Consider the following 21410-nt stretch of genomic DNA (forward strand, 5'->3'; position numbering starts at 1 on the left):
ACACCTCAAACCTTTGCTATCGTTGGTCTATGCGCCATTTTACCCAACCTTTACTCCTATCTCTTGGCCTTTTGGCCGTCAGCCCCGCTTCGGCCGAGGTGCGCGCCTTGTTGGTGGGGGTTAGCGATTATGAATTTCTGGATGCCGATCTGAAAGGACCGGTGTTTGACGTGGCCCTGATGGCGCAAACCCTCACCGCGCGCGGGGTTTCACCCGACCAGATCACCATGCTTAGCAGTGCCGCCGATGCCACAGCCCTGCCCCGCAGAGCCGAGATATTGGCCGCAATGGACCGGCTGGCCACGATTTCGGGGCCAGAGGATACGGTTGTGTTTTACTTTTCGGGCCACGGCTCGCAAGCGCCTGATACCAGCGGCGACGAACAGGGCGGCGCCGATGAGATATTGTTGCCGATGGATGCCAAAGGCTGGCAAGGCGCTGAAGCGCAGGTCGAAAACGCCTTGCTGGATGATGAGCTGGCAGCCTGGGCCAAGCGCGTTACCGCCACGGGGGCCAAATTGGTTGGTATCATTGATGCCTGCCATTCCGGCACTGGGTTCAGGGCGGTTTCGGGCATTGGCACCGCGCGGGTTTTGCCCCCCGAAATGCTGGGCATTCCCGATGATCTGCCCGCCCCAGCCCTTACCCAAGGCGATGATATAACGGGTGATTTCGCTTTTCTCTATTCCTCGCAACCTGATCAGCGATCGTTTGAGTATCCGCTGGGTTCGGGTGCCGATCAGCGCTGGTACGGCGCGTTCACGCTGGCCCTGACGCAAAGCCTGGTGGACGCCCCGCAGGCCAGTTGGCGGCAGGTTTTGGCCACCACACGCGACCGGATGACCCAAGGTACCGCCCGTCAGGAACCCGATGGCGAAGGAACCTTGCTGGACGCGCCGGTTTTTGGGGCGGGCGCGACAACACGGCGGTATTCCGTGCAAGACAGCCAAGTGCAGGCAGGTTTGCTGCAAGGCCTAACCGCAGGCAGCACTGTCACGCTTTTCGCCCAACCCGCCGAAGGGGATGCCTTGGCCGAGGCGCGGCTGACCAATGTTGCTGCACAAAGCGCTGAGCTTGATCTCGTCGCCCCCCTGCCAACCGGCGCCGCTTGGGCCGAACTGACCCTTCCCGCCCCCCCTGCGCCATTGCGGCTTGCGCCTGTGGTTCGGGCCGACACGGGCGACTACAGCGAACACGAGGCCGCTATTGCGATGCTTGTTGCCGAAGGCACCGTAACGGTTGACGCGCAATCGCCGGATTTCATTCCCATTCTGACAGGTAACACGCTTGCGCTCGCCAATCCCGATGGCGTGCTTGACCCGCTCGGCCATCTTTCCACCCCCCGCGTAGCCCCTCGTGCTGGCGAAGATGCCTCTGCGGCCACGCTGCGCCTGCTGGAAAACGCAGCCCATGCAACGCGGATGCGCTCGGTCCTGGCCGGGCTTAGCGCGGGGCGCGGGCTGTCGCTGGGCGGTCAAGCCGTTACCATGGCAATAGAACGCACAGCAGGTAGCCGCGCAGGCAATGACTGTGCGCGCAGTGGCAGTGCTGCACCTTTTGCCCCCCAGACCGGCGTTTTTGCCTGTGACGCCTTGTGGCTGACGCTGGCCAATACGTCGGGCCGGGTGCAGGACGTGACTGTGCTGTATCTTGCGGCCGATTTTACGCTCACTCCGCTGTGGCCGGTGCGGGGCCTGTCGAACCGCCTCGCCTTGGGCGAGACCGCCCGCGTGGGCCTGCAAATCACCCATGACGACCCGACTGCTTTTGCCGCAGAAGAGATTTTGGTCATCGCCTTATCACCCGAGGTGGATGAACCCCGCGCAGATTTGTCCTCGTTGGCTACCCCCGATGCGCTGCGGGCGGCAGGCAGCGCGGGCAGCGCATTGGCCAGCATCACCCAATTGATGAACTCGACGGATGCGGGGCGGACCCGCGGATTTTCACTAAAGCGCCCCAGCCTGAGCTTGCTGCGCCAATCTGTTTTGCTGAAACCGGACCCGACCTGACGCCCAGCCCACCTGAAACACGGCCCCCTTGAAACACCGCCCCGACTTGGCCAATCTGCCTACATTATTAAGGAGTAAATTATGAATAACACGCTTGCCCTGACCACCGCGCTTTGCGCAGCTATGCTTGGCACGGTTGCCTCGGGCCAAACCATTCCTGATTTTTCAAAAACCGAGGTGGATCCGGCCACGTCTTCGCCCTTTGCCTTTGCCGAAAGCGGGTTAAAGGCCAAACGCGCCAAGGCCGCCGAAAGCGATGGCAGCGGCGCACGTGTGATTGGTGGCGAGGTGGCAGATCTGGGCGAGTACCCATGGCAAGTTGGACTGATGATCAACGCCGCCGCCCCTGGCCCTGACGGTCATTTCTGCGGCGGTTCCATGTTGTTGGACCAATGGGTCCTGACAGCTGCGCATTGTGTGCATATGTCTGATAAAAATGGCGTTTTCCGCGATATCAATCCTCAGGCCGTCTCTATCTTGGTCGGCACCAACAACCTTGCCGATGGTTCGGGTGACATGGTGCCGATAGCGGCTGTTTTCACCCATCCGGACTATGTCGGCACCGAATTTGACAATGATATTGCGCTGATCAAACTGGCCCGCAAACCGACCGTTGCCTATAAAACCATCAACGTCCCCGATGCCGAATTTGGCGACTACCTCGATCAACCCGGCGTGCAAACCATCGTTAGCGGATGGGGCTTGACCGAGGGCGGCGCGCATCCCGAAGCCCTGCGCGAGGTGCAGATCCAGATGATGGATCGCAATCTTTGCAACCAATCCATGCTTGAATCCCGCGCTGAAGAGGCGGCCAAAGGCTTTGGCTATGCGGTAAAGGTGTTCGGCCTGTCGGACGAGGCTGCCTATTCTGCCTGGGATGCGATGATTGCAGGGGTAAAACCACCGATGTCTGAAAACATGCTATGCTCGGGCACATTCGAGGGTGGCAAAACTGCGTGCTCAGGCGATAGCGGCGGGCCTTTGGTTGTAGCTTTGAACGACGGCAGCTTTATTCAGGCAGGTATTGTCAGCTGGGGGCTTTCGGGCATCGGCGGCAAAGGCTGCAATGAGTCAGCGCCATTTTCTGCCTACACGCGCATTTCCAACTATTTGCCTTGGCTGAATGCAACAATAAATGCCAACCCGTGAATGTACAAAAACTGCTAAATAGCTCCAAGCCTTTGGGGCTATTTTGACTTTTCACCGGCACGGCCATTTGGGGCACCCGCGTTTGTTCCGAATGGTCACTAAGGTCAAAGCGCTGCCTGATCAGCTCAGATCTTTGCCAATCGGGAATCAGCAATGTAACTGCAGGTAACCCTACCATATGGCATGCGCTGACGACCCGCTTGCATCTGGCACCTCGACACGGGCTTGGCCCGATGCTGTAAACCGCTTCGACACATTCAGCGGTCACTCGAAATTTCAGTAAAATCAGCTTGTGTTACCGTAGCACCAATAAAATTGGCTCTGCCCCTATGTCCCGGAATCGGACCAAGGAAGGCATCAGTTTTATGACTGGTCTATATTGAAGGAAAGTGGTGCACCCGGAGCGATTCGAACGCCCGACCCTCAGATTCGTAGTCTGATGCTCTATCCAGCTGAGCTACGGGTGCACTGTGTGGGCGATCTAACGCCCTGCGTCGGGCATTGCAAGAGCAGAAAAGCACAAGTTGCCCAGATTTCTGATTATGGGTCCAACAGACCATCTTTTTTGGGCAAATGTATCTTGAATTCAGTCCCGGTCTCATCACTGCGCTGCAACTCTAGTCGCCCGCCATGCCCACGCACCAGTTCAAAGGCAATCGCAAGCCCAAGACCCGACCCCCCTTTGCGTGCGCCCCCCTGAAATGCTGTGAACAAATGGTCGCGCGCCCGTGGGGGCAGGCCCGGCCCGGTATCGCCAACTTTGATCCACCATTCAGTCTCGGTTTCGCCGCCCGAGACTTCTATCGCGCCTTCCTGGCCTGTTGCCTCCAAGGCTTGCATGGCATTGCGCATCAAATTGGCAAGGACGCGGTATAACTGCTCCGAATCAGCTCGCACGTTCAGGCCCGCGGGCACATCGACCAGACAGGTCACCCCCGCGCGCTCGCCCAGGGCTTCGGCCTCAATCACCTCTTCGATCAAGGGGCGCAACGCAACGCGTGACAGCCGCGGCGAGGGTTCCTCGGCCTTACCAAAGGCCAGCGTTGATTCGCAAAGCGACACCGCACGCGTAATCGACCCCACAAGTTTCGGCGCAATCCGAGCCACCGCAGGGTCAGAACTGCGCTCGATTCTGTCAGCAAACAATTGCGCAGTGGTTAAGATATTTCGCAGATCATGGCTGATCTTGGCCACTGCGGCGCCCAGCTGCGCCAAACGTTCCTTTTGCCGCAAAGCGCCTGAAATCTGCGTCTGCAAGCTTTGCAAGGCTTCTTCGGCCTCTCGCAACTCGACAACACCCGAAGTCGGCGAAATAACCCGCCGTGCATCTTCAGGCGCATCAGCATAAAGCGCCATGTGTTGCACCACACGGTGAATCGGTTGCACCAAAAGACGCTGTACAGCAAAGAACAAAAGTGCGGCAGTCACTGCCGAGATCAGCGCCGAAAGCGCAAGAATGCGCAGCCCATAATCAATCATCGCCTGCCGCAACGGCGCTGTCGGCATCGTCACCTCGATCAAAGACCCCGCGTCCTGCACCGGGTTCCCAAGGACCCGAATCGCATGATTTTCGCTATCAATCAAAACCACCAAAGCGTCGCGCAGCAAATAAAGCGGCGTTGCCTTGCGCAAATCATACGTCGCCGAAATTTCATCGGGCATCGGCGAGGACAGGATAAGCTGCCGGATCTGATCTCGCCACAAAACCACGTTCAGAACGCCGGCATTCGACAACAGCTCTGCCTCCAAATCAGAGCTGATCATTCCATCCGTAGCAAGCAAAGCCAATGACGCAATTTGCGCCTTCTCCAGGCGCAACAACAAATAGTCCTCACGAAAACGCGCAATAGACGGAACAAAGATCAACACTTCGGCCAGCATCACAAAGGCCACAGTCAACATTAAGAACCGCCCGGAAAGCGTGTTCAAAAAGCCTGACCGTTTCATCCCCAAATCTGCCTCTCCCATCATCTATCCACAAATATCCTCGGGAGGGGTCTGGGGAGGGCAGACAGCCCTCCCCAGCGCCAGCCAAGGCACGCGCTATTAGGGAAGATAACGCTGCACCAGCCCCACAACCCGCTTAACCATTGGACTATCAAACAATACGGGGGAAAAATAGGCTCCTGCTGCGCGTTTGGAAACTTCTCCCAATGTAGGATATGGCAAAACAGTTCCCGCAACGGCAGCCATCTTCAATCTTGCTGCGATAGCCATAGCCCATAGCCCAATCAACTCGCCTGCCTGCGCCCCGACGAGGGTCGCGCCGATCGGCCGACCTTTGACCACCATAACTTTCACGAACCCTTCGGTTTTCCGCTCGGCCTGCGCGCGGTCATTCTCGGCATAGTCAAACCGCACAACCGTCAACGCGTCGCCAAAGGTTTTACGGGCTTCGGCCTCCGTGGGCCCAACTTGTGCCAGTTCCGGGTCAGTGTAGGTTGCCCAAGGAATATGCGCCGTTGCTGACTTTGACGGCAGGCCAAACAACATCTGCCGTATCACAATGCCCGCGTGATACCCTGCTACATGGGTAAACTGCAGCCCTCCCGCCGCATCGCCCACAGCGTAAATCTTGCGATTCGATGACCGCAGATCGCGCCCCACTGTCACGCCTTTGCGGGTAAACTCTACCCCCGCCGCCTCTAACCCCAGACCATCCAGCGATACCTGTCGCCCGACAGCCATCAGCAAATGCGATCCATTCACAACGCGGCCGTCCTTTATTTCCACTTCAACCGCACCTTCAACGCCGCCAACACGCACAACCGGCGCGTCCTCCATAACCGTCACACCTTCGCCGCGCATTTTGGCCAGAACCACAGCTGCGGCCTCGGGGTCATCGCGGCCAAAGGCTTTGGCGCCCTCAATCACAGTCACCTCGCAGCCCAATCGCCGATGCGCCTGCGCCATTTCCATACCAATCGGGCCGCCACCAATTACAATAAGATGGGCAGGCCGCTCGCGTTGGGCAAAGATCGTCTCATTCGTCAAATATGGAACACTTTCAATACCGGGAATCGGCGGTACAAAGGGGCGCGATCCGGTAGCCACAACATATCGCCGTGCCTTTATTCGGAAGTTTCCGGCCGTCAACTCTTGCTGCCCCGTAAACTTGCCCCATTCGCGGATGACCCGCACACCCAACCCCTCAAACCGTTCCTGGCTGTCGACAGGGGCAATGCCCGCGATCACTGCCGCCACATGGTCTTTGACCTTGGCAAAGTCGATCTCGGGTACCACAGGCGCAATGCCAAGCGCCGCACCGGTCGTCATCGCATGGGCCTGTTTTGCTGCAGCAATCAGGGCCTTGGATGGCACACAGCCCGCGTTCAGACAATCACCGCCCATCTCGGCCGCTTCAACCAGCACTACGCGTGCGCCCATTTGCACCGCGCCTGCCGCAATCGAAAGCCCGCCCGAACCTGCACCAATGATGCAAATATCTGTGTTGATCTGTTCCATCGGTCAGTCCGCCTTCTTGCGCAAAAATTTCAAAACGATGGGCAACGCCGACAAAGCCGCAAGCCCCAGAATCGGCCCCAGAACATGGGGCGCAAAAATGATTGAAAGATCGGGCGTTTCACCCCGCGCAAACACTTCGCCCAAACCCGCACCCACGGATGTGTAGACCAGCGCACCGGGCATGATACCCAGAAAGGTCGAGATCGCAAAACGCGACAGCTTTACCCCGACAAAAGCGGGAATCAGGTTCGCCAGAAAGAACGGCACGACAGGAACAAGCCGCATCACGAACAGCACAGACCATTCGTTTTCGCGCAAACCCGCCTGCAACTTGGCCACCGCACCGCCCTTGCCCTCGATCTTTTCCGAGAATTTGGCACCAAAACCGGTCCGCGCAGCCAAAAAGATCGCGATCGCGCCTAAAGTTGCCCCTGTCACGTTTAACAGCACCCCCGGAAACGTGCCGAACAAAAACCCGCCTGTAAGCGTAGCGACCGTGGCGCCGGGCAACGAAAACCCGACAATCGCTGTATAGGCTGCAACGAATGCCAGAATGGCCAGAATGTAGTTGGCATCGCGAAACGCTATCAATGCCTCACGATTCTCGGCCAGCGCCTCAAAGCTGAAATGATCGTGCAACAAAAATGCCCCCAAAGCCGCAGCGGTCAAAATTGCCAGAAAAGGCAGCCTCTGCGCCCAGCCGGTGCTTGCCGCGCTACTCTCATTATTGCTCAGGCTCATTAAGGGTATCACTTCCTCTTCTATAATTCCTTGACCTGAGATACCCTGAATACCTGCGGAAAGCTGCGTCCGTGACAGCCTTCTCACGCGGCCTTGATAGCAGGTGACCGATTGGGCCGAAAAATCCGGGGTCTTGAAACATATGCGGGCCGGAATCGGCAACAGACCGACGAATAAGCGTGAAATGTTGCAGTATTTTCGCCGCCTGTGAATTGACTTGACCGCAAGGGATGCGTAAAGGACGGGCTTCGAATAAGCGCGACCGGTTGATTTGCGGCGAATCCCGCCCGAATGGCTGTTGTTGCATAAGTGATGGAGATCCGCGATGAAGCGCACTTTTCAACCGTCGAACCTGGTCCGCGCGCGGCGCCATGGCTTTCGTCTTCGTATGGCAACAAAAGCTGGCCGCAATATTTTGAACCTGCGCCGTGCCAAGGGCCGCAAGAAGCTTTCGGCCTAATCGGCCGGGGCGTTCTGCCCGCTTTTTGAAGGACAACTGACATGACACCGCCGGAGGCACTGGGACAATGCAGTAATGCTGCGCCCGACTCGCTACCGGCGGTTTCGTTATGCGCATCTGTCAAGTTGCAGACCCTGCAGCATCGCGCCGATTTTCTGCGCGCGGCTTCCGCACGACGGCAAGGCACGCAAGGGTTGTTGTTGCAAGCCCGCGCGCGGCAAGACGACAGCCCGGTCATTCGTGTGGGGATTACCTGCTCCAAAAAAATCGGTAACGCTGTTGCCCGCAACCGTGCAAAACGCCGCCTACGCGCGCTCGCGCGGGCTGTTTTGGCACCACAGGGCCACGCTGGTTGGGATTACGTCTTGGTCGGTCGCCCGAGCGCGACAATTGAGCGTGATTTTGCGCTTTTGGTGAATGACCTTGTTTCGGCTTTGACACGCATTCACGGCCAGCCCGAGGGCGCTCGGAAGTGACGCCGCTTGCTCATCTATTTGCGCTTCCCATTCGGGCCTATCGGCTGCTGCTAAGCCCTTGGGTCGGCCATGGTTGCCGGTTTCAGCCGACCTGTTCGGCCTATGCAATGGAAGCTCTTGAAAAACATGGCGGGCTAAAGGGTGGATACCTGACAATTCACCGGATTTGCCGCTGCCATCCTTGGGGCGGCGACGGTTATGATCCTGTTCCGGAATGCAACCATCACAAGCACTGAATCGTGGGCCGGGTTGCGCCATACAACTCTGCTTTGCTAGGAACACGGTGCCGAGATCTGCGGTGCGCGGCACCATATTTGAAATAAACTTTTCACAACTTTCGGATGAGCGTTAACTTCGCGATCAATCCCTGCCTTTAACGTCAACCGAGCCGGAGACATTTACCTCCTGCCGAGGCATAAAGGGATAAGCGATGCTAGAACCACTAAAACCATCAGCTGTTAATGCTTTATCGCGGCCGCTGAAACATATGGCAAAACTGTTGCGGCGACCGGAATTCCTAGTGTTCCTGCCCGCCCTTTCCCTTGTGGCTTTCTGGGTCGGCGGCGAAGCCACTATGATGATGACATCTCTCGGCCTGCCAGTCCTCTTTATCCTCGCTGGCGCCTTCAAATCGCATGAAAGGGCCGAAGCCGGGCTGCCGGATGCGCTGCGCGGCCTCGCCATTCGCTCTCAAATCGTGAAATTTATGGACCACACGTTAGAGAATACAGCAATCACCGGCAAATCAACGGCCTGTTTTGTGGTGCTTTTCGATGATTCCGATGTTCTTCTTGATCGTCATGGCCGCGCCGTACAAACCGAGGTTTTAACCCGCAGCGCTGAACGGCTGTGCGCCGCCCTGCGCGAAGGCGATACGGTTGCCCGACTAGAGGGTGGCGGGTTTGCCATTGCCTTGTCTCCGCAGCGCCGCGTCGATCTCGAAGGGATGCTGCAAGTTGCGACACGCCTGCAATCCGCCCTCGCCAGCCCGATCAGCATTGATGCAGCCCGCCTTTATGTGACTTGCTCAATCGGGTTTTGCCTTGGGGCAAAGGCGCCGATGCAAACAGGCGGCTCGCTGATGGACTCGGCGCAAATTGCCGCCGACGAGGCATTGCGCAATGGTCCCGGAGCCATTCGTGCATTCGTTTTGGGCATGGCCCGCAATCGCGCCGACCGCGATGCGTTTCGGGAAGAGCTTGAGATCGCCCTGGATGAAGGCCAGGTCCGACCTCATTTCCAACCTCAGATTTGCACCGACACCGGTACAATCTCTGGCTTTGAGGCTTTGGCACGCTGGCACCATGCCGAACGCGGGTTGATCCCGCCTTCCGAATTTCTGCCCGCAATTGAAGATGCCGGACTGTCCGAACGCTTGGGCGAAGTAATGCTCTACCATGCCCTCGCTGCATTGGTACGCTGGGATAAGGCTGGCCTTGATGTGCCGAATGTCAGCGTCAACTTTTCATCTGCCGAATTGCGCAATCCGCGGCTGGCCGAAAAGTTGAAATGGGAACTTGACCGCTTTGACCTAACGCCCGAGCGCCAATGCGTCGAAATTCTTGAAACGGTTATTGCAGAAACCGACAACGACATCATTGTTCGTAATATCTCTGCGCTGGCGAAACTGGGATGCCGAATCGATCTCGACGATTTTGGAACCGGTCACGCCTCGATCACCAATATTCGCAGATTTGCCATTCATCGAATCAAAATTGATCGCAGCTTTGTGACCCATGTCGACGAGGACCGAGAGCAGCAAAAAATCGTTTCCGGTATATTGTCGCTTGCCGAACGGATGGGCCTGGAAACACTTGCTGAAGGCGTTGAAACCAAAGGAGAGCACGCAATGTTGGCGCAATTGGGCTGCGGTCATGTGCAAGGCTTTCTAATTGCAAGGCCAATGTCCTTTGACGATACCCAAGCATGGATCGTCGCACAAAACGCAAGTCGTTCAGTATTGCCAAAACTCGCAAGCCGCGCCCGTTAAGTATTGGCATTCACCATTGCGTGAATGCATCGGCGAATAATTGGCAAACAAGTGCGACATTTGCTCCTCTCGGTCACTTCCAACAAGAATTGCAGAGCGAATACCGTGGCACATTGGGAAAACTGGGGAAAAGGCCTTGACCTTTGCCGCCCCCTATCGTTGAACGAGCGCTGACCTTGAACAGGAACGGTGTTGGTCCCAAATGGACGATCAGAACAAAAATCTCATCCTCGCAACAGTGCTCAGTTTCCTAGTGATTCTGGTCTGGTTTGTATTTTTTCCACCCGAAGATGCGCCGGTGGATCCCAACGCACCTGCGGTGGTCGCAACCACGGCCGAGGCTGTCAGCCCGCCCACGGCGGCAACAGCAGCTACTGAGGCCGCCGAGGCCGCTGCGCCATCGACTGCGCCTCGGGTTGTTGTTGATACGCCGCGTCTGAAGGGGACGATTTCCCTGCTTGGTGGCCGTATCGACGACCTGGCACTTAAGGCCTATACCAAAACGATCGATCCGAAATCGGACATCGTGACCTTGCTGGAACCTGTTGGCGACGTGCACCCCTACTATGCACTCTTCGGCTGGACACCTGCAGGTTCTTTGGAGTTCAGTGATGTTCCAGGCGCGAACACATTGTGGACCCAAGTCGGCAGCAACGCTTTGTCTCCGGAAACCCCTGTCACCTTGACGTGGGACAACGGCAAAGGTTTGGTTTTCAAACGTATTGTCTCGATTGACAGCCGCTACATGTTTTCGATCGCGCAAAGTGTGACAAACCAAACGGGCGCGGAAGTTAGCCTTTCACCCTACGGAATCATCGCACGTCATGGCATCCCGCCTGATCTCGAAAACTTCTACCTCAGCCACGAGGGTATCGTTTCACGCGCTGACGGTATTCTTGAAGAAGTAAAATACAAAGACGCGGCCAAACTTCCACTGATCGACCGCGAAGCCGCCCTTGCCGAAGTAACTGACGCAAAAACAGATGGTTGGATCGGGTTTACCAGCAAATACTGGATGACAGCACTTATTCCAGAGCAGGGCCAGCCATTCACTTCTGTGATCAAGTATGTGCCTGGCGCCGACATTTTCCAGACAGAAACGCGCGAACCCGTGATTAGCATCGCAGCCGGTGCGACAGCATCGACCACTTCGCGCCTGTTTGCAGGTGCCAAAGAATGGCAAACGCTGCGCGACTACCAAGACCAAACTGGTATCGGCGGCTTTATCGATGCGATTGACTGGGGCTGGTTCTTTTTCTTTACCAAACCGATCTTCGCAGTTTTGCATTGGCTTCACGCTATAATCGGCAACATGGGTCTTGCCATTATTGCTTTGACTTTCTTGTTAAAGGCGCTGGTTTTCCCGCTTGCCTATAAATCCTACGTCTCAATGGCCCGGATGAAAGAGCTGCAACCCGAAATGGAAGCGCTTAAAGAGCGCGCGGGTGAAGACAAGCAAAAGCTGCAGAAAGAGATGATGGCGCTTTACAAGGAAAAAAAGGTCAACCCTGCTGCGGGCTGCTTGCCCATCTTGATCCAGATTCCGATCTTTTTCTCGCTGTATAAGGTTATCTTTGTAACGCTAGAGCTGCGCCATGCACCGTTCTTTGGCTGGCTGAATGACTTGTCGGCCCGCGACTCGTCCAGTTTGTACAACCTTTTCGGCGCCCTTCCTTGGGGCGCGCCAGAGCCGCACACAATTCTTGCCACCATTTTCATTGGCGTCCTGCCAATCCTGCTTGGTATTTCAATGTGGTTGCAGCAAAAACTGAACCCGACACCGGCGGATGCAACCCAAGCGATGATCTTTGCCTGGATGCCATGGGTCTTCATGTTCATGTTGGGAAGTTTTGCAAGCGGGCTGGTTGTTTACTGGATCACGAACAACATCATTACCTTCACGCAACAGTTCCTGATCATGCGTAGCCATGGCCACACTCCGGATATTTTCGGGAATATCAAAGCCAGCCTTGGGTTTAAGAGCCCAGCGAAAGCCTCGGCCAAGAAGCTCGGGAAAAAGTAGCAATGCATCTGACACGGATATGTCGACATCCGATCAAGGCACACGGACGCGAAGATCTCGCGTCCGTTCTGCTTTCCGCGGGGGCCTGCCTTCCCGATGACCGCCGCTGGGCTGTGGCACATGAAGCGGCCAAGCTTTCGGCGGGCTGGAGCCCCTGCAATAACTTTCACCGTGGTGCAAAGGCCCCTGCCCTCATGGCAATCACGGCGGAACTGCAAGGGGACGCCGTAACTTTGCGGCATCCCGACCGGCCTGATCTGACCTTTAGGCCCGATCAGGCCGAAGACCTTTCGCTATTTCTTGATTGGGTTGCGCCGTTATCACCGCCCGACCGCGCACAACCGGCACGAATTGTGTCGGCCAATCGCGGGATGACAGACAGCGAATTTCCGTCGGTTTCAGTCCTCACCACGGCCTCGCTCGATGCGCTTTCTGAAAAGCTTGGCCAAACCATTTCGGCCGACCGCTTCCGCGGCAATCTTTGGCTGGGCGACACCCGACCTTTTGCCGAGTTTGACTGGATTGGTCGCGATATTCAAATTGGCGCTGCTATCTTAACCGTTAAAGAACGCATCACACGCTGCCGTGCGACCATGGCGAATCCGACCACGGGACTAATCGATGCAGACACGCTTGGCACACTTCAGGCGGCCTATGGCCACAAAGATTTCGGCGTATATGCAATTGTGAAACAAAGCGGCATGATTGCTGTATCAGATAAGGCGAAACTGTTGTGACCATGCTTCCTTTCCCATTGGCCGAAGAACCCGAATTTGCCGACCGCGAGGCGGGCCGTCTTTTGTTTGCGGGCCCTGTCGATTTCGTCAAAGGCGTAGTAGCAATGTCAGGCATGCCCCCCGCCGACCGGATAGAAGTGTGTTTCGCTGGCCGCTCAAATGTTGGTAAATCAAGTCTTATCAACGCACTAACTGGTCGCAAGAGCCTTGCGCGCGCCTCTAATACGCCCGGCCGCACACAGGAAATCAACTATTTTGCTTTGGGTGATGCGCGATACATGGTCGACCTTCCGGGTTACGGTTATGCCGAGGCCCCCGTCGCCATTGTTGCCAAGTGGCAAGCCTTGTTGAAAAGCTATCTTTCCGGGCGTCAAACCCTGCGCCGGGCATTTGTTCTGATTGATTCGCGCCATGGCGTTAAAGCCGTCGATCAGGAAATCATGGATTTGCTGGACCGATCGGCTGTAACATTTCAAGCTGTGATGACCAAGGCCGATAAGATCAGCAAGGCTGAGCTTGAGAAAAACATCGATCAAACGCGCCAAGCCCTGTCAAAACACCCCGCCGCCTTTCCCGAGATTATTGTAACCTCGTCGGAAAAAGGGGTGGGAATTGAAACGCTACGCGCCACCATCGCGACGCTTGCTTAAGGTGCTCGCTACACATGTTGCGCGCCGTTGACCTCGATTTCGGTGCCCGAGATATAGCTGGACTGCGGCGAACATAAAAACCAGATCGCATCGGCCACTTCCGAGGGCTGGCCGAGCCTGCGCAGCGGCAGTTTCTCGACAATTTTGTCGGTGCCGGGGCTTAGGATCGCAGTTTCGACCTCACCCGGCGCAATGGCATTCACGCGGACACCCAATGGGCCGAAATCATGCGCCATCTCGCGCGTTAGCGCGGCCAAGGCGGCCTTGGATGTGGCATAGGCGGCCCCTGCAAACGGGTGCACACGTACTCCAGCGATCGACGTCACGTTCACAACGGCGCCTTTCGCCGCTGCAAGTTCGGCCTGCAGACCCCGTGCCAGAATGACCGAGGCAAAGAAATTCACATGGAACACCTGCCCCCAAGTACGCAAATCAGTCTCAAGGGTATTCAGCCGCCGCCCACCCTCGCCCTTGGGTGAAATGCCGGCGTTATTAACCAGCGCATCCAGCCGCCCGTTAACCTTTTCCTTGATCACTTCAATCGCCGCAACCGTCTTATTGGGGTCAGCCAAATCAATTTGAATGTGATTCTCTTCGCCCCCCGGCCAAGGGCAGCGCGGGTCAAAGGCCTGTCGCGAGCAGGTCAAAACCCGCCAACCTTCTGCCGAGAACCTCTTGACCGTTGCGTGGCCGATCCCCCGGCTTGCCCCGGTCAGTACAAGCGTCTTTTGCTCTGACATGTCAGCCCCTTTTTTGTGAAGTTATGACCCACCCTATGCGAATGTGCAGCAGGCGCAAGTCACCGGCTTTCCCTTGGCATAGGCGCGTAAAGGCGTTAAAAAAAGGGAATACTAACGGGAAACAAAAATGAAAAAGCAGTTAGCAAATATGCGTGATTCCATTGCCACCGCCGCAACCCTGAACGAAGCATTGCCTTATTTGCAGCGCTACTCGGGTGCTATTGTTGTTGTCAAGTTTGGCGGCAACGCCATGGGTGACAGCGAGGCGATGGAAGAATTCGCCCAAGATATCGTCTTGATGCGGCAAGTCGGGGTTAACCCGGTTGTCGTGCATGGCGGCGGCCCAATGATTAACAACTTGCTGGGCAAGCTTGGGATCAAATCAGAATTTGTCCGTGGCAAGCGTGTCACCGATGCCGCCACCGTCGAAGTGGTCGAAATGGTGCTGTCAGGCCTTGTGAACAAGCGCATTGTGCAGGCGATCAATGATGCCGGCGGCCGCGCGGTCGGGATTTCTGGCAAAGACGACGATTTGATGGTTTGCGATTTCGACGACCCCGAGTTGGGCTTTGTTGGCCGCCCGCGCGATATGCGGGTGCAGGTTCTGCGCGATATGTTCAACGCGGGCATTATCCCGGTGGTCGCACCCGTTGCGCCTGGCGATAATGGCGAGACCTTTAACGTAAATGGTGATACCGCGGCAGGCGCAATTGCAGGTGCGTTGAAAGCCGATCGTTTGTTGTTGCTAACCGATGTTTCGGGCGTAAAAAATGCGGATGGCGAGGTGATTACCCAGCTCAGCCCAGAAGAAGTACGCGATCTGACCGACAAAGGCGTGATTGCCGGCGGGATGATTCCTAAAACCGAAACGGCGCTGATGGCGATTGAACAAGGCGTGCGCGCGGTGGTTATTCTTGATGGCCGCATCCCGAACGCGTGCTTGCTCGAGCTGTTTACCGACCATGGTGCTGGGTCACTCATCCGGTCAAGCACGGTCGAGCCACGGGTAAAACCCCGCGAGGAATGATCGACTTATCCGCCATTGAGGCCGCACTTAATCCGCACCACCTTGCGGTTATGGGCGGCTTTCATGCAAAAGACGATCCAACCCTGCCCGAAGGTACCCAAACGCTAGTGCTGGTTGGCCCAGCCGAACCCGGGTTCTGGCCACATCTTTTGGCACAGCCCGAATGGCAAAGTGGCGCAGCCGATCCGATAGATCGATGGTCTCGGCGTGTGATCGGCCAAATTGCCTGCGATTTGCGGGCCAAAGCACTGTTCCCCTTTGGTGGGCCGCCATGGCACCCGTTTTACCAATGGGCGCTTCGGTCCGGGCGGGCATGGGAAAGCCCCGTGCGCCTGCTCGTTCATGACCAAATGGGGCTTTTTGCTTCCTATCGAGGGGCCTTGGCGCTGCGCGAAGCGCTTGACCTGCCCGTCACGGGTGCAAGCCCCTGCAGCACCTGTGCCGACAAACCCTGCCTTACCGCCTGCCCTGTGCAGGCTTTGACTGATGTGGGCTATGATCTGGCCGTTTGTCACAGTTTTCTAGACCGATCCGAGGGCGGGGATTGTATGAAAAATGGTTGCAACGCGCGTCGTGCTTGCCCAGTGTCCCAAGCCTATGCAAGACTGCCAGAACAGTCGGCATATCACATGGGGCAATTTCACAAATGAGCAAACGTCTAATCCTTACCCGCCACGCCAAATCCAACTGGGATGACCCGCTGACACCCGACCATGATCGACCACTGAATGAGCGCGGCACACGCGCCGCCGCCGACTTGGGCCAATGGCTTGCTTCGCGCGGATATGTTCCCGATGAGGTGCTTTGTTCAGATGCGGTGCGCACCCGTGAAACGTTCTCCGGTATAGCGCCTGTATTGGGTACGGCCCCTCAGCTTGCGTTGAAACCGGCGCTTTATCATGCCGGACCGGACGTTATGCTTGCGGTTCTGCGTCATGCCAAAGCCGACACCGTGATGATGATTGGCCACAATCCCGGCATTGCCGAGTTCGCACATCGTCTGGTTGCGCACGCCTTGTCTGATCCTGATTTCCAGCGTTATCCGACGGGGGCAACGCTGGTAGTTGAGTTCATGATCGAGGATTGGAACGAAGTCACTTATGGAACAGGTGTCACACTGGATTTCATTGTGCCTAACGAAATCACCGCCTAAAGCGCCCCATGCAATAGAAAAAAACCCAGCCAACCGGCTGGGTTTTTGCTTTGCCATGAAAGGCCTTTAGTGCCCCAAAATCTGGCTTAGGAACAGCTTTGTGCGCTCGGATTGCGGGTTATTAAAGAACTCTTCCGGCTCGTTTTGCTCAACAATCTGGCCCTGATCCATAAAGATCACCCGGTTGGCAACCTGCCGCGCAAAGCCCATTTCATGAGTCACGCACAGCATTGTCATGCCTTCCTCGGCCAACTCAATCATCGTATCAAGCACTTCCTTGATCATCTCGGGGTCAAGTGCCGATGTTGGTTCATCAAACAGCATGATCCGCGGTTTCATGCACAAAGAGCGCGCAATCGCCACACGCTGCTGCTGCCCGCCCGAAAGCATGCCAGGGTATTTGTGCGCCTGCTCGGGGATTTTAACCTTGTTCAGGTAATGCATCGCCACTTCCTCGGCCTCTTTCTTTGGGGTCTTGCGAACCCAAATCGGTGCCAAGGTCAGGTTTTCCAGAATGGTCAAATGCGGGAACAGGTTAAAGTGCTGGAACACCATCCCCACCTCTGACCGAACTTTGTCGATGTTTTTCAAGTCTGATGTCAGCTCGGTCCCATCAACGATGATCTGCCCTTGCTGATGCTCTTCCAGCCGGTTGATACAGCGGATCAGCGTCGATTTACCCGACCCCGAAGGGCCCGCGATAACGATCCGCTCACCTCGGTTAACGGTCAGATCAATGTCGCGCAGCACATGGAAAGTGCCGTACCACTTGTTCATACCCGCGATCTGAATTGCAACCTCGTCGCTTACCTGCATCTGGCTGCGATCTACTTTACGGTCTGCCATGGTCTCTGACATAGCGGTCTCCCTTAACGGTGGTCAGTTTTCAGCTTGCCTTCAAGGTACTGCGAGTACCGGGACATGCCGAAACAGAAGATGAAGAAACAAAGCGCGATAAAGCCGTACAGCTCCCATACGATGCCGTTCCAGTTGCTGTCGGCGCGAATGGCGTTTGACAGGCCGATCGGGTCAAGGATGCCGATGAACACGACCAGAGTGGTATCTTTAAACAAGCCGATAAATGTGTTCACGATACCCGGGATCGAGATTTTCAACGCTTGCGGAAGCAGAATAAGGCGCTGTGATTTCCAGTAATCAAGGCCAAGCGCATCGGCCGCCTCATACTGGCCACGCGGCAAAGCGGCAAAGCCCCCCCGCACCACCTCGGCCATATAGGCCGCGGCAAACAGCGTCACCATGATGATAACCCGCAGAACGATATCGAAATTCGTGCCCGGCGGCAGAAAGTAGTTCAGCAAAAGCGACGCCGTGAACAGCAAGGTAATCAGCGGCACGCCGCGGATAAATTCGATAAAGCCGACGCAGATCCATTTCACCAATGGCATGTCTGACTGCCGACCTAGCGCCAGCAAAATCCCCATCGGCAGCGACAAAACAATGCCCGTCACACCGATGATGATTGAAATCATGAATCCGCCGAAATCATGCGACTGGATCGCAGGAATCCTAATCGGGACAATGGCCGTCAGCAGCGTGTCCACCGGCCCCGCAAGAAACAGCCACCAGAAAATCGGTGCAAGCACGGCGCCAATAACGGCAACAAGTGCCGAGATGCGCTGCAACAGCACGAATGCGCCAAAGCCGACAACAAAGCCCAAGAGTGCCGCAACCGAGTACCAAATCGACCCACCCCAAAGCAGCCAAAAGGCAAGGAAGGGAAAGACTGCTGAAAACCACAGCACCTTACGCGGGACGACCGCAAACAAAATCGGTGCGACGGCTACAATCATCAACACAAAGGTCAAAACCGGGCGCCAATAGGCCTCTTGTGGGTAAAACCCGAACAACAGCTGGTGCCAACGGTCTTTGATAACAGCCCAGCAGGCCCCGCTTTCGCCAGCCAAAATCTCGCGGCATTGCGAAAGAGAGTTGGCATTCCAGATCGAGTTTTTGAACCATGGGCCCAAATGCACAATCAAGAAATAGACGATCAACACGCCAAGCAGTGTCAGCATCGCATTCAGCGGGCTGGAAAACAGGTTTTCACGCAGCCAACGCACCGCCCCGACCTGACTGGAGGGCGGTGATTTTTGTGGCAACATATTGGTGCGCACGAACGAGATTTTGGTATTGCTCATCTCAACGCTCCTTCAGCTTGACGGAATTGTTGTAGACGTTCATCGCGCCCGAGATGATCAAGCTGATGATCAAATAGGTCAGCATCAACAGCAACATACATTCCAACTCGCGCCCGGTTTGGTTCAGCGTGATGCCGCCCAAAGTGGCCCGAAGATCCATATAACCCACCGCAATCGCAAGCGAGGTGTTCTTGGTGATGTTGAGATATTGCGAAATCAACGGCGGGATAATCACACGCAACGCTTGCGGCAAGATTACCAGATTCATGGTTTTGCCAGGGCGCAATCCAAGGGCGAATGCTGCCTCGGACTGCCCTTTGGAAATTGCCAAAATCCCCGCACGCACGTTTTCGGCAATAAAAGCGCCAGTATAGACCGACAACGCCAACCACATTGCGATGAAAGAATTTCGTAAATAGCTGCCGCCGCTGAAGTTAAAGCCTTTCAGTTCGGGGTATTCCAGATGAAATCCCATCACGATCAGCGCGACCAGCGTCGGCGCAACGATAATCAGAGCCGATTTCCACCATGTCACAGGGCGAATACCGGTTGCCTCTTGAACCGCCGCCGCATTGTGCTGCAAGGCACGATAGCCCCAGATGCTGCCCGCAATGATCGCCAGCAAAACCAGATAATTCGTGCTGACCTGAACGATTCCCAGATGAATATCACCCAAGCTGCGCGAAAACAGCGGCCCAGGAAGATAAGTGCCACGGTTGGTGATCGCCACACTGTCAAAGAACAGCATCGAGGACGTAGCATTCTCACCGCGAAACGCATTCGGTGCAGGTGTAATTTCGGTCAGAACCGCAAAAATGACGATAATCCACAGCAAAACCGGTACGTTGCGGAACATCTCTACATAGATCGTCATAATTTTTGAAACGATCCAGTTGTTGGAAAGTCGCAAAACGCCAGCAATGACGCCGATGACCGTTGCTGTCACGCAGGCCGCAAGGGCCAGAACCAACGTGTTGAGCAAGCCGACGATCCAAGCCCGAGCGTGCGAACTGTCGTTGCTGTAATCAACCAGCATTTGGTTGATATCATAACCCGCCCGCGAGCCTAGAAAGCCGAAGTCGATGTCTTTGCCCTTTTGGGCAAGGTTGGACAAGGTGTTGTCCACCAGCCAGGCAAAACCCGCCATAAATAGAAACAGAAACACGATCTGGATCGTAATCGACCGGTATCGTGTATCATAGATAAGCATGCTCAGCCGAAACGAGCTGCCCGAAGAATCAGACGTCATTGCCATTTTCGTTCCCCCTGCATCTGATCTGGCGCTTTTTCGCGCTCTGATGCGGTTCGGGTTTACCCGCGCATCTGTCAGAATTGCCGAATTTCTTGGAAAAAAGGGCGCACCATATGGTGCGCCCTCCTAAAGCCGCACCTTACCGGAAGGGCGGGGAATACTGCAAACCACCTTGGGTCCAAAGCGCGTTCAAGCCACGTGCCAGACCGATTGGGGTAGATTCGCCGATGTTGGCCGCAAAGACTTCGCCGTAGTTGCCGCCAGCGGCAATCGCGCGCTTGGCCCACTGCTTATCAAGACCAATCATCGCACCCAGATCATCCTCGGACGAACCAAGCATACGGTCGATTTCTGGGTTCGAAGTGCCCTTCGACAGCTCTTCGATGTTCGCCGAAGTGATGCCCAGCTCTTCTGCAGCAACCAGCGCGTTCAACGTCCAGCGAACGATGTCTGCCCACTGATCATCACCCTGCGCGACCAACGGCCCCAGTGGTTCTTTGGAAATGATCTCTGGCAGAACGGCGTGGTTCTCTGGATCTGCGAACGTCGCACGCGTTGCGGCAAGGCCGGACGCATCGGTTGTGTACACGTCGCAAGCCCCAGCCAGATACTGCTGCTGTGCTTCAGCGTTGGTTTCGATCGGAACCGGCTCATACTTCATGTTGTTGGCTTTGAAGTAGTCAGCCAGGTTCAGCTCGGTTGTTGTGCCGGTTTGAATACAAACGGTTGCACCGTCCAATTCTTTTGCCGAGGACACGCCCAATGCTTTGTTAACCATAAAGCCCTGACCATCGTAGTAGTTTACGCCGGCAAAGGTGAACTTCAGGTCGGTGTCACGGCTGAATGTCCATGTTGTGTTACGCGCCAGCAGGTCGATTTCGCCCGAGGCCAGTGCCGTAAAGCGGGTCTGGCCTGTGGTGGTTACAAACTTAACCTTTTTGGGATCGCCCAAAACGGCTGCGGCAACGGCGCGGCAAACTGCCACGTCAAAGCCCTGCCATTCGCCAGCGGAATCCGGTGCCGAAAAGCCGTTAACGCCTGTCGACACGCCGCAGTTCAATTCACCGCGCGCCTTGACTTCATCCAACACGGTCGCGGATGCCGCACCAGCGACAAGCGTCGCGGCAGCTGTCATCGCGCCAATAAATACGGTTTTCTTCATTATTACCTCTTCCTGATGTCCCACCCAATTTCAGGTGGATTAGTTGCTCCCTGACCCCGTTACCGGGGTGTTCACTGATTGAGGGATCCCCCCCTCAGCCACTTTCAGTTTCGTCCGAACCGCTTTGAAAGGTCAAGTCCAACACAGCGTAATACGCAATTATGTGCGATTTCTCTGTTTTAGCTGGCCATTGGTGCAAGAACAAATCATGGCACCG

At 56.1% G+C, this 21410-nt stretch carries 20 protein-coding genes and 1 tRNA gene; 12 read left to right on the plus strand and 9 right to left on the minus strand.

Features of this window, described 5'->3' with window-relative positions; genetic code table 11:
• Window positions 1-29 precede the first annotated feature (29 nt).
• Together AKU79_RS14760 and AKU79_RS14765 are read left to right on the plus strand one after the other, a co-directional pair.
• Complete coding sequence (locus AKU79_RS14760) at window positions 30-2009, plus strand: caspase family protein (RefSeq protein ID WP_197087353.1); 1980 nt, start codon at window positions 30-32, stop codon at window positions 2007-2009.
• An 81-nt stretch (window positions 2010-2090) separates the two neighbouring features.
• Window positions 2091-3158: a serine protease gene (locus AKU79_RS14765; RefSeq protein ID WP_050524356.1), complete on the plus strand. Its 1068-nt coding sequence runs from the start codon at window positions 2091-2093 to the stop codon at window positions 3156-3158.
• A gap of 390 nt (window positions 3159-3548) precedes the next feature.
• Here the strand turns inward: AKU79_RS14765 and AKU79_RS14770 are convergent.
• The 4 genes from AKU79_RS14770 to AKU79_RS14785 form a co-directional block, all read right to left on the minus strand.
• Window positions 3549-3625 (minus strand) — tRNA-Arg (locus tag AKU79_RS14770).
• A 73-nt stretch (window positions 3626-3698) separates the two neighbouring features.
• On the minus strand, window positions 3699-5129 hold the full coding sequence (locus AKU79_RS14775; RefSeq protein WP_408002844.1) for a sensor histidine kinase: 1431 nt from the start codon (window positions 5127-5129) through the stop codon (window positions 3699-3701).
• A 75-nt stretch (window positions 5130-5204) separates the two neighbouring features.
• The gene (locus AKU79_RS14780) at window positions 5205-6623 is read right to left on the minus strand and encodes a dihydrolipoyl dehydrogenase family protein (RefSeq protein WP_050524357.1); all 1419 of its coding nucleotides are present in this window, start codon (window positions 6621-6623) and stop codon (window positions 5205-5207) included.
• 3 nt (window positions 6624-6626) lie between these two features.
• Complete coding sequence (locus tag AKU79_RS14785; RefSeq protein ID WP_050524358.1) at window positions 6627-7364, minus strand: TVP38/TMEM64 family protein; 738 nt, start codon at window positions 7362-7364, stop codon at window positions 6627-6629.
• Window positions 7365-7689: 325 nt separating this feature from the next.
• Between AKU79_RS14785 and rpmH the strand changes: the two genes are divergently transcribed.
• The 7 genes from rpmH (at window position 7690) to yihA (ending at window position 13700) form a co-directional block, all read left to right on the plus strand.
• Window positions 7690-7824 carry a 50S ribosomal protein L34 gene (gene rpmH / locus AKU79_RS19035; protein WP_050520473.1) on the plus strand — a complete coding sequence of 45 codons (135 nt, stop codon included), beginning with the start codon at window positions 7690-7692 and terminating at the stop codon, window positions 7822-7824.
• A 41-nt stretch (window positions 7825-7865) separates the two neighbouring features.
• Entirely contained in the window at window positions 7866-8300 is a 435-nt protein-coding gene (rnpA, locus tag AKU79_RS14790; RefSeq protein WP_050524359.1) for a ribonuclease P protein component, read from the plus strand.
• Window positions 8297-8536, plus strand: a complete 240-nt coding sequence (gene yidD, locus AKU79_RS19040) for a membrane protein insertion efficiency factor YidD (RefSeq protein ID WP_082224061.1) — start codon at window positions 8297-8299, stop codon at window positions 8534-8536. The genes rnpA and yidD overlap by 4 nt, the downstream gene beginning before the upstream one ends.
• A gap of 251 nt (window positions 8537-8787) precedes the next feature.
• On the plus strand, window positions 8788-10290 hold the full coding sequence (locus AKU79_RS14795; RefSeq protein WP_050524360.1) for a putative bifunctional diguanylate cyclase/phosphodiesterase: 1503 nt from the start codon (window positions 8788-8790) through the stop codon (window positions 10288-10290).
• Window positions 10291-10492: 202 nt separating this feature from the next.
• Window positions 10493-12313, plus strand: coding sequence for a membrane protein insertase YidC (gene yidC, locus AKU79_RS14800; protein WP_050524361.1), 1821 nt, complete (start codon window positions 10493-10495; stop codon window positions 12311-12313).
• Between the two features lie 2 nt (window positions 12314-12315).
• On the plus strand, window positions 12316-13050 hold the full coding sequence (locus AKU79_RS14805) for an MOSC domain-containing protein (RefSeq protein ID WP_050524362.1): 735 nt from the start codon (window positions 12316-12318) through the stop codon (window positions 13048-13050).
• The gene (gene yihA / locus AKU79_RS14810) at window positions 13047-13700 is read left to right on the plus strand and encodes a ribosome biogenesis GTP-binding protein YihA/YsxC (protein ID WP_197087354.1); all 654 of its coding nucleotides are present in this window, start codon (window positions 13047-13049) and stop codon (window positions 13698-13700) included. The genes AKU79_RS14805 and yihA overlap by 4 nt, the downstream gene beginning before the upstream one ends.
• A gap of 8 nt (window positions 13701-13708) precedes the next feature.
• Here the strand turns inward: yihA and AKU79_RS14815 are convergent, their stop codons facing one another.
• A complete protein-coding gene (locus AKU79_RS14815) occupies window positions 13709-14440 on the minus strand; it encodes an SDR family NAD(P)-dependent oxidoreductase (RefSeq protein WP_050524364.1) in 732 nt (243 codons plus the stop codon).
• A 127-nt stretch (window positions 14441-14567) separates the two neighbouring features.
• Between AKU79_RS14815 and argB the strand changes: the two genes are divergently transcribed.
• From argB to AKU79_RS14830, 3 genes are read left to right on the plus strand one after another with little or no spacing between them, the layout of a single operon-like run.
• Entirely contained in the window at window positions 14568-15467 is a 900-nt protein-coding gene (argB, locus tag AKU79_RS14820; protein ID WP_050524365.1) for an acetylglutamate kinase, read from the plus strand.
• A complete protein-coding gene (locus AKU79_RS14825) occupies window positions 15464-16117 on the plus strand; it encodes a hypothetical protein (protein ID WP_050524366.1) in 654 nt (217 codons plus the stop codon). Before argB ends, AKU79_RS14825 begins: the two co-directional genes overlap by 4 nt.
• Window positions 16114-16620, plus strand: a complete 507-nt coding sequence (locus AKU79_RS14830) for a SixA phosphatase family protein (protein ID WP_050524367.1) — start codon at window positions 16114-16116, stop codon at window positions 16618-16620. The genes AKU79_RS14825 and AKU79_RS14830 overlap by 4 nt, the downstream gene beginning before the upstream one ends.
• A gap of 66 nt (window positions 16621-16686) precedes the next feature.
• On the opposite strand, the gene AKU79_RS14835 is transcribed toward AKU79_RS14830, so the two are convergent.
• From AKU79_RS14835 to AKU79_RS14850, 4 genes are all read right to left on the minus strand, one after another.
• The gene (locus tag AKU79_RS14835; protein ID WP_050524368.1) at window positions 16687-17478 is read right to left on the minus strand and encodes an amino acid ABC transporter ATP-binding protein; all 792 of its coding nucleotides are present in this window, start codon (window positions 17476-17478) and stop codon (window positions 16687-16689) included.
• Between the two features lie 11 nt (window positions 17479-17489).
• On the minus strand, window positions 17490-18779 hold the full coding sequence (locus AKU79_RS14840) for an amino acid ABC transporter permease (protein ID WP_050524369.1): 1290 nt from the start codon (window positions 18777-18779) through the stop codon (window positions 17490-17492).
• A 1-nt stretch (window position 18780) separates the two neighbouring features.
• Window positions 18781-20034, minus strand: coding sequence for an amino acid ABC transporter permease (locus AKU79_RS14845; protein WP_050524370.1), 1254 nt, complete (start codon window positions 20032-20034; stop codon window positions 18781-18783).
• Between the two features lie 136 nt (window positions 20035-20170).
• On the minus strand, window positions 20171-21193 hold the full coding sequence (locus tag AKU79_RS14850; RefSeq protein WP_050524371.1) for an amino acid ABC transporter substrate-binding protein: 1023 nt from the start codon (window positions 21191-21193) through the stop codon (window positions 20171-20173).
• Window positions 21194-21410: the final 217 nt, after the last annotated feature.

This window comes from Pseudorhodobacter wandonensis, from assembly GCF_001202035.1.
Classification (GTDB): domain Bacteria; phylum Pseudomonadota; class Alphaproteobacteria; order Rhodobacterales; family Rhodobacteraceae; genus Pseudorhodobacter; species Pseudorhodobacter wandonensis.

Coding starts and splice junctions, on each gene's coding strand:
- AKU79_RS14780 (WP_050524357.1), bottom strand. CDS start 6,623: ATGGAACAGATCAACACAGATATTTGCATCATTGGTGCAGGTTCGGGC.
- AKU79_RS14815 (WP_050524364.1), bottom strand. CDS start 14,440: ATGTCAGAGCAAAAGACGCTTGTACTGACCGGGGCAAGCCGGGGGATC.
- rpmH (WP_050520473.1), top strand. CDS start 7,690: ATGAAGCGCACTTTTCAACCGTCGAACCTGGTCCGCGCGCGGCGCCAT.
- yidC (WP_050524361.1), top strand. CDS start 10,493: ATGGACGATCAGAACAAAAATCTCATCCTCGCAACAGTGCTCAGTTTC.
- AKU79_RS14795 (WP_050524360.1), top strand. CDS start 8,788: ATGGCAAAACTGTTGCGGCGACCGGAATTCCTAGTGTTCCTGCCCGCC.
- argB (WP_050524365.1), top strand. CDS start 14,568: ATGAAAAAGCAGTTAGCAAATATGCGTGATTCCATTGCCACCGCCGCA.
- rnpA (WP_050524359.1), top strand. CDS start 7,866: ATGACACCGCCGGAGGCACTGGGACAATGCAGTAATGCTGCGCCCGAC.
- AKU79_RS14850 (WP_050524371.1), bottom strand. CDS start 21,193: ATGAAGAAAACCGTATTTATTGGCGCGATGACAGCTGCCGCGACGCTT.
- AKU79_RS14825 (WP_050524366.1), top strand. CDS start 15,464: ATGATCGACTTATCCGCCATTGAGGCCGCACTTAATCCGCACCACCTT.
- AKU79_RS14845 (WP_050524370.1), bottom strand. CDS start 20,034: ATGGCAATGACGTCTGATTCTTCGGGCAGCTCGTTTCGGCTGAGCATG.
- AKU79_RS14840 (WP_050524369.1), bottom strand. CDS start 18,779: ATGAGCAATACCAAAATCTCGTTCGTGCGCACCAATATGTTGCCACAA.
- AKU79_RS14760 (WP_197087353.1), top strand. CDS start 30: ATGCGCCATTTTACCCAACCTTTACTCCTATCTCTTGGCCTTTTGGCC.
- AKU79_RS14805 (WP_050524362.1), top strand. CDS start 12,316: ATGCATCTGACACGGATATGTCGACATCCGATCAAGGCACACGGACGC.
- AKU79_RS14835 (WP_050524368.1), bottom strand. CDS start 17,478: ATGTCAGAGACCATGGCAGACCGTAAAGTAGATCGCAGCCAGATGCAG.
- AKU79_RS14785 (WP_050524358.1), bottom strand. CDS start 7,364: ATGAGCCTGAGCAATAATGAGAGTAGCGCGGCAAGCACCGGCTGGGCG.
- AKU79_RS14775 (WP_408002844.1), bottom strand. CDS start 5,129: ATGATGGGAGAGGCAGATTTGGGGATGAAACGGTCAGGCTTTTTGAAC.
- AKU79_RS14765 (WP_050524356.1), top strand. CDS start 2,091: ATGAATAACACGCTTGCCCTGACCACCGCGCTTTGCGCAGCTATGCTT.
- AKU79_RS14830 (WP_050524367.1), top strand. CDS start 16,114: ATGAGCAAACGTCTAATCCTTACCCGCCACGCCAAATCCAACTGGGAT.